We start from the raw sequence: 6,593 nt of genomic DNA on the forward strand, positions 1-6,593 counted from the left end.
ACGAGAACGGCAGCAGGCTATCGTCAGTCATGGCGGGTGTGGCGCTTTCAGCCTTGGCGAAGATGATGTTTGAACACCAAAATCTTACGCCGCATCAGGACGTTACGCTACATCCGCCAGCAAAACTCCGTGTCCCGGTGAATAAGACGGGCTAATCCAGTCCGACCAGCGAGCGGGCGAAGGACCCAGCCTGGAAGGCGCGCAGATCCTCGGCCTTCTCGCCGATGCCGATGGCGTGGACCGGCAGCGAGAATTTCTCGGCCAGCGCCACCAGCACGCCGCCCCGCGCCGTGCCGTCCAGCTTGGTCAGCACCAGGCCCGACACGGCGACCATGTCCTTGAACACCTCGACCTGGGAATGGGCGTTCTGGCCGACGGTGGCGTCCAGCACCAGCAGCACGTCGTGCGGCGCAGTCTCGTCCACCTTCTTGATGACGCGCACCACTTTGGCCAGTTCCTCCATCAGGTCGGCCTTGTTCTGCAGCCGCCCGGCGGTGTCGATGAACAACAGGTCGGCGCCTTGCGCCTGGGCCTCCTTCAGGGCGTCGAAGGCCAGGGCGGCGGAATCGGCCCCGGTGTCGCGCGCGATGACCGGGCAGCCGGTGCGGTCGCCCCACACCTTCAATTGCTCGACCGCGGCGGCGCGGAAGGTGTCGCCGGCCGCCAGCATGACCGCCCGGCCCTGGTCGGCGAACGACTTGGCCATCTTGCCGATGGTGGTGGTCTTGCCCGAACCGTTGACGCCGACCACCAGCACCACATGGGGACGCCTGGAAAAATCCGGCTCCAGCGGCTTGGCCACCGGCTCTAAGATGGCGGTGATTTCCTCGGCCAGCGCCGCCTTGACCTCGTCGGGGCCGATATCTTCGCCGAACCGGCTTTTGGCCAGCCGGGCGGTGATGCGCCCGGCGGCGGCGACGCCCAGATCGGCGGTGATCAGCAGGTCCTGCAGGTCTTCCAGCGCCTCGTCGTCCAGCTTGCGCTTGGTGAACAGGTCGCCGATGCCCTGGGTCAGGCGCGACGACGACTTGGCCAGGCCGCATTTCAGGCGCCCCAGCCAGCCTTCCGGCGGGGGCTCGGCTTCGACCTCGGGTTGGGCCTTATCCTTCTTGCCGAAAATCCCGAAGATGCTCATTCCTGGTCCCCTGAAGCTTGCGCCAACAACCTCGTGCCGTCTTGGCCGGTCACCCGGGCGCGGACGATGGTGCCCTCGGCGGCCGGCGCCTTCAAGCGCACCGGCAGATAATGCTCGCAAAAACCCTGGCCGTCCTGTTCCACCAGCACCGACACCTCGCGGCCCATCCGGGTGGCGACGAACGCCTCCATCGCCGCCTCGCCCTTGGCGCGCAGCCGGGCGGCACGCTCCTTGACCACGTCGCCGGGGACCTTGGGCATGCGCGCCGCCGGCGTGCCCGGCCGCGACGAGAACGGGAAGACGTGCAGGTGGGTCAGCCCGGCTTCGTCCACCAGTTCCAGCGAGTTGGTGAACATCGCCTCGTCCTCGGTGGGGAAGCCGGCGATGATGTCGGCCCCCAGGGCGACGTCGCCACGCAAGCTGCGCAGGCGGGCGGCCAGAGCGACGACATCGGCGCGGGCATGGCGGCGCTTCATGCGCTTCAGGATCAAATCGTCGCCGGCCTGGACCGACAGATGGAAATGCGGCAGCAGGCGGTCTTCTTCCGCCACCGCGCGCAGCAGGTCGGCGTCGACCTCGACCGGGTCCAGGGAGGACAGCCGAAGGCGCGGCAGTTCCGGCACCTGGGCCAGCAGCCGGCGCACCAATTGGCCCAGGCCGGGAGTGCCCGGCAGGTCCGAGCCATAGGCGGTGACATCGACCCCGGTCAGCACCACCTCGCGGATGCCGCTGTCCACTAAGCCGCGCACCTGCTCGACCACCCGGCCCAGCGGCACCGAGCGGTTGTTGCCGCGCCCGAACGGGATGATGCAGAAGGTACAGCGATGGTCGCAGCCCTGCTGGACCTCGACGAAGGCCCGGGCGCGGCCCTCGAAACTCGAGACCAGATGCTCGGCGGTTTCGCGCACCTGGAAGATGTCGGTGACCACGATGCGGTCTTCGGGCGGTGCGGCGAAGATGGCCGGCTGCATCTTTTCGGCATTGCCCAGCACCTGATCGATTTCCGCCATCTCGGCGAAGCGCTCGGGGTGGACCTGGGCGGCGCAGCCGGTCACCACGATGCGCGCCGTCGGATTGTCGCGCCGAAGCTTCCTGATGGTCTGGCGGGCCTGGCGCTCGGCCTCGGCGGTCACCGCGCAGGTGTTGACGATGATGGTCTCGATGCCCGATTCGGCGGCGCGGGCATGCTCGCGCATCACCTCGGATTCGTAGGCGTTCAGACGGCACCCGAAGGTGACGATCCGGGCCTCGCTCATGGCAGAAGCGAGGAATCGAGCCGGCCGGCGAAGCTGGTCGCCACCGGACCGGTCATCAGCACATGGTTGTCGGCCAGCCATTCGATCGCAAGGGTGCCGCCATCCAGCACCACTTCGGCCGCGCGGCCCATCAGGCCGCGCCGCGCCGCCGCCACCGCCACCGCGCAGGCGCCCGAGCCGCAGGCTCTCGTGATGCCGGCGCCGCGTTCCCACACCCGCATGCGGATGCGCCCGGGGGCCAGAACCTGGGCGATCTCGATATTGGCGCGCTCGGGGAACAGGGCATGGTGTTCCAGCACCGGCCCCAGCGCCGCCAGGTCCAGCGCCTCGACATCATCCACGAAGAACACCGCGTGCGGGTTGCCCATCGACACCCCCACCGGATCGACCAGCGCGCCGGTCGAGATCGGCAGGTGCAAGGTATCGACCGCTTGGGCCAGCGGAATGTCGCGCCAATCCAGCCGGGCCGGTCCCATATCGACCGCCACCAGCAGCGGCCCGCGCCGTTCGGCGTCCAGCAGGCCGGCCACCGTCTCGATCACCACCTTGTCGGCCCCGGATTCCTGCATCAGCAGCCAGGCGACGCAGCGGGTGGCGTTGCCGCAGGCGCCCGATTGCGAGCCGTCCGGATTGTAGATGGTCATCCAGGCGTCGGACACCGCATTGCGGGCCGGCTCGATCACGATCAACTGGTCGCAGCCGATGCCGGTATGGCGGTCGGCCACGGCGCGGACCCGGTCGGGCGTCAAGGCCAAAGCGTGGGTGCGGGAATCGAGGATGACGAAGTCGTTCCCCAATCCGTGCATCTTGATGAAGGGTTGTCCGGTGGTGTTCATGGTCCGGGTTATATGGGGCCAGCCCCCAAAGAGTCCAGCGTCAGGCGCTGAGGTAGCCCCGGCGCCAGGCCTCGGCGGCCAGATGGTCGCGGCTGGTCAGGTTCAGCCGCTCGAGCGCGTTGACCACATGGCGTTCGACCGCGCATTCCGGCATGCACAGTATCTCGCCGATGGCCTGGGTGCTTTTGCCGGCGGCCAGCCAGCGCAGCACCTCGGCCTCGAGCTTGGGGATCGGCGACGGACGGTGGCCGCCGATGCCGGCCAGGTCACACAGGGTGTCGTGATAGCAATAGATGGCGGTCTGCACCGCGCGGCCGGCCGATTTCATCAGGCGCTCGAATTCCGAGCCCCCCAGGTCCGAGGTCACCGACACCACCGAATGGCGGCCGTTCCGAAGGGTGATCGGCACCGCGAATCCCGAGACGATGCCGGCCTCGGCCGCTTCGTCGAACAATTGCCGGGCCGGGCGCGGCGCCTGCGGCTCGGTCCAGACGAAGGCCTGGTCGGCGCTGAGGCTGCGCAAGACCACCGGATCGACCTTGTCGTAGCCGCGGTCGGTGTAATGCTCGATCCAATGGGACGGATAGTTCGAGGCCAGGAAATGTTCCGGCCGCAGGCGCAGCGGGTCCAGGACCGCCGCCGCGAACAGGCCGATGCCGTAGCCCCGCATGGTGTGCAGAAACGATTCATTCAACTGCGCAACGCCGCTGGCCCGGGCGGCGGCTTCAATGAAGTGCAGGACGGCTTGGTCCATGGCAATTCCCCTTCCCCCCGACGATGAATATAGCACCCCTAGGTAGCATTTCAAGCGCGCAGGCATCACGTCAGGTGCGCGTGATGCGTGGGCGTCACGAAGCGCTCGCCTGGAAAAACGCTTTCGGTTAAGGTGCCGGCCCATGAGCAGCGAGCCGCAGGGCCAAGGGCCCGCCACCACCCATTTCGGCTTCCAGACCGTGCGTGAGGACGAAAAGTCCTCGCTGGTGCGCGAAGTCTTCGATTCAGTCGCAGGTAAGTACGACCTGATGAACGATCTGATGAGCGCCGGCATCCACAGATTGTGGAAGTCGACCTTCCTGGATTGGCTGCGACCGCAAGCAGGCCAGACCCTGCTGGATGTCGGCGGCGGCACCGGCGACATCGCGTTCGGCTGGAAGAAGCGCGGCGGCGGCCCGGCCATCGTCTGCGACATCAACCGCGAGATGCTGGCGGTCGGCCGCGACCGCGCCGTGGACAAGAACGTCACCAGCGCCCTGGCCTGGGTGTGCGGCGACGCCGAACACCTGCCGGTCGCCGATGGCTCGGTCGATCGCTACACCATCGCCTTCTGCTTAAGGAACGTCACCCACTGGGACCAGGCCATCCGCGAGGCTTACCGTGTGCTCAAGCCCGGCGGGCGGTTCATGTGCCTGGAATTCTCGACCGTGGTGGTGCCGGGCCTGCGCGAAGCCTATGACCTTTATTCCTTCAATGTGCTGCCCAAGGTCGGGGCCATGGTCACCGGCAACCGCGAGGCCTATCAGTATCTGGTGGAAAGCATCCGCAAGTTCCCGCCCCAGGCGGAAATGGCCGAGATGGTCAGGGCCGCCGGCTTCGAGCATGTCTCGGTCCGCAACCTGTCGGGCGGCATCGCCGCCATCCATTCCGGCTGGCGTCTTTAGATGATCCGCGCCGCCCGCAACCTGTCCCGTCTGTGGACCATCGCCCGGGTGCTGGCCCGCCACGACGCGCTGGACGTGGTCGATCTGCCCATCGCCACCCTCGCCGCCCGCCTGCTGCGGCTGGGCCAGCCGCCGATCCATGACGGCCGCCCCGGCCAGCGCCTGGCCGCCGCCCTGACCGAGCTGGGGCCGACCTTCATCAAGCTGGGCCAGGCGCTGTCGACGCGCGCCGACCTGCTGGGCGAGGAAATGGCCGCCGACCTGTCGGATCTGCAGGACCGCCTGGCGCCGTTCCCGTCCCACGAAGCCCGCGCCATCATCGCCGAGGAATTGGCGATGCCGGTGGAAGAGGCGTTCTCGCATTTCGACGACACCCCCGTCGCCGCCGCCTCGATCGCCCAGGTCCATTTCGCCGTCACCAAGGACGGCCACGACGTCGCGGTCAAAGTTCTGCGCCCGGGCATCGACCAGGCCTTCAAGAAGGACATCGACCTGCTGCGCTGGCTGGCCGAGTGGGTCGAGCTGACCCAGCCGCGCCTGCGCCGCCTGCGCATGGTCGAAAGCGTCGAGACCTTCGAGGAATCGGTGGTCCTGGAAATGGACCTGCGTTTCGAGGCCGCCGCCGCCGCCGAATTGTCCGAGAACTTCCAAGGCGACGACACCTTCCAGGTGCCCGAGGTCGACTGGACCCGCACCGGCAAGCGGGTGCTGACCCTGGAACGGGTCTATGGCATCCCGGTGGACGAGCGCGAGCAGATCGCGGCGGCCGGCATCAATCTGGACGAGGTCCTGAAGAAGGCCGCCGAATCCTTCTTCAACATGGTGTTCCGCGACGGCTTCTTTCACGCCGACATGCATCCGGGCAACCTGTTCGTCGATCGTGACGGCAATCTGGTGGCGGTGGATTTCGGCATCATGGGCCGGGTCGATCAGCGCACGCGCCGCTTCCTGGGCGAGATGCTGCTGGGCTTCCTGAACGGCAATTACCGCCGCGTCGCCGAGATCCATTTCGAGGCCGGCTTCGTGCCGGCCGACAAGAATGTCGATACCTTCACCCAGGCCTGCCGCTCGATCGCCGAGCCGATCATGGGCAAGCCGATGCACGAGATTTCCATCGCCCGCCTGCTGGGCCAGTTGTTCCAGATCACCGAACAATTCGCCATGCAGACCCAGCCGCAATTGCTGATGCTGCAAAAGTCGATGCTGGTGGCCGAAGGGGTCGGGCGCCGGCTCGATTCGTCGGTCAACATGTGGGAAATGGCCCGGCCGCTGATCGAGTCATGGATGATCGACAATCTGGGGCCGCAGGCCCGGGTCAAGGAAACCGTGGTCGGCGCCGTCCATGCGCTGGAACGCCTGCCGCGCATGCTGGCCGAGACCGAGAAGGCCTATACCGCCATGCTGAATGGCGGCCTGAAACTGCACCCCGACACCATGAGCGCCATGCGCGGCGAAGGCGGCCGGCGCCGTGGCGCGCCGGGCTGGCTGCCGTGGGTGCTGGCCGCCGTGCTGGCGGCGCTGCTGGTCCTGAAATAACGCCCCCGCCGCCCCACGTCTGTCCGATAAAAATCGGGCCCGCCAACCATTGCCCCCTGTCGTCATGGCCGGGCGTGACCCACTGCTGTCCGGTCTAGAGCGGATTTCCATCAATCTGGCTCATATCCGCACGATCTGAAGTAGTTGGCGCATTCGGTGGGCAGGAACAGAT

At 67.2% G+C, this 6,593-nt stretch carries 6 protein-coding genes; 2 read left to right on the forward strand and 4 right to left on the reverse strand.

Features of this window, described 5'->3' with window-relative positions; all coding sequences use genetic code 11:
- Positions 1–151: 151 nt before the first annotated feature.
- The 4 genes from ftsY to A6A05_RS01035 are packed head-to-tail and all read right to left on the reverse strand — an operon-like array spanning position 152 to position 3,981.
- On the reverse strand, positions 152–1,135 hold the full coding sequence (ftsY, locus tag A6A05_RS01020; protein ID WP_068496600.1) for a signal recognition particle-docking protein FtsY: 984 nt from the start codon (positions 1,133–1,135) through the stop codon (positions 152–154).
- Complete coding sequence (gene mtaB / locus A6A05_RS01025; protein WP_068496602.1) at positions 1,132–2,391, reverse strand: tRNA (N(6)-L-threonylcarbamoyladenosine(37)-C(2))-methylthiotransferase MtaB; 1,260 nt, start codon at positions 2,389–2,391, stop codon at positions 1,132–1,134. Before mtaB ends, ftsY begins: the two co-directional genes overlap by 4 nt.
- Positions 2,388–3,227 (reverse strand): diaminopimelate epimerase, encoded by an 840-nt coding sequence (dapF, locus tag A6A05_RS01030; protein ID WP_068496604.1) that lies wholly within the window; start codon positions 3,225–3,227, stop codon positions 2,388–2,390. The genes mtaB and dapF overlap by 4 nt, the downstream gene beginning before the upstream one ends.
- A gap of 40 nt (positions 3,228–3,267) precedes the next feature.
- Positions 3,268–3,981 carry a helix-turn-helix transcriptional regulator gene (locus A6A05_RS01035; protein ID WP_068496607.1) on the reverse strand — a complete coding sequence of 238 codons (714 nt, stop codon included), beginning with the start codon at positions 3,979–3,981 and terminating at the stop codon, positions 3,268–3,270.
- Positions 3,982–4,123: 142 nt separating this feature from the next.
- Between A6A05_RS01035 and ubiE the strand changes: the two genes are divergently transcribed.
- Positions 4,124–4,885, forward strand: coding sequence for a bifunctional demethylmenaquinone methyltransferase/2-methoxy-6-polyprenyl-1,4-benzoquinol methylase UbiE (gene ubiE, locus A6A05_RS01040; protein ID WP_068496609.1), 762 nt, complete (start codon positions 4,124–4,126; stop codon positions 4,883–4,885).
- Positions 4,886–6,421: a 2-polyprenylphenol 6-hydroxylase gene (gene ubiB, locus A6A05_RS01045; RefSeq protein WP_068496611.1), complete on the forward strand. Its 1,536-nt coding sequence runs from the start codon at positions 4,886–4,888 to the stop codon at positions 6,419–6,421. It abuts the gene before it with no gap.
- Positions 6,422–6,593 lie beyond the last annotated feature (172 nt).

It is taken from the genome of Magnetospirillum moscoviense (genome assembly GCF_001650635.1).
Taxonomy (GTDB): Bacteria; Pseudomonadota; Alphaproteobacteria; order Rhodospirillales; family Magnetospirillaceae; genus Magnetospirillum; species Magnetospirillum moscoviense.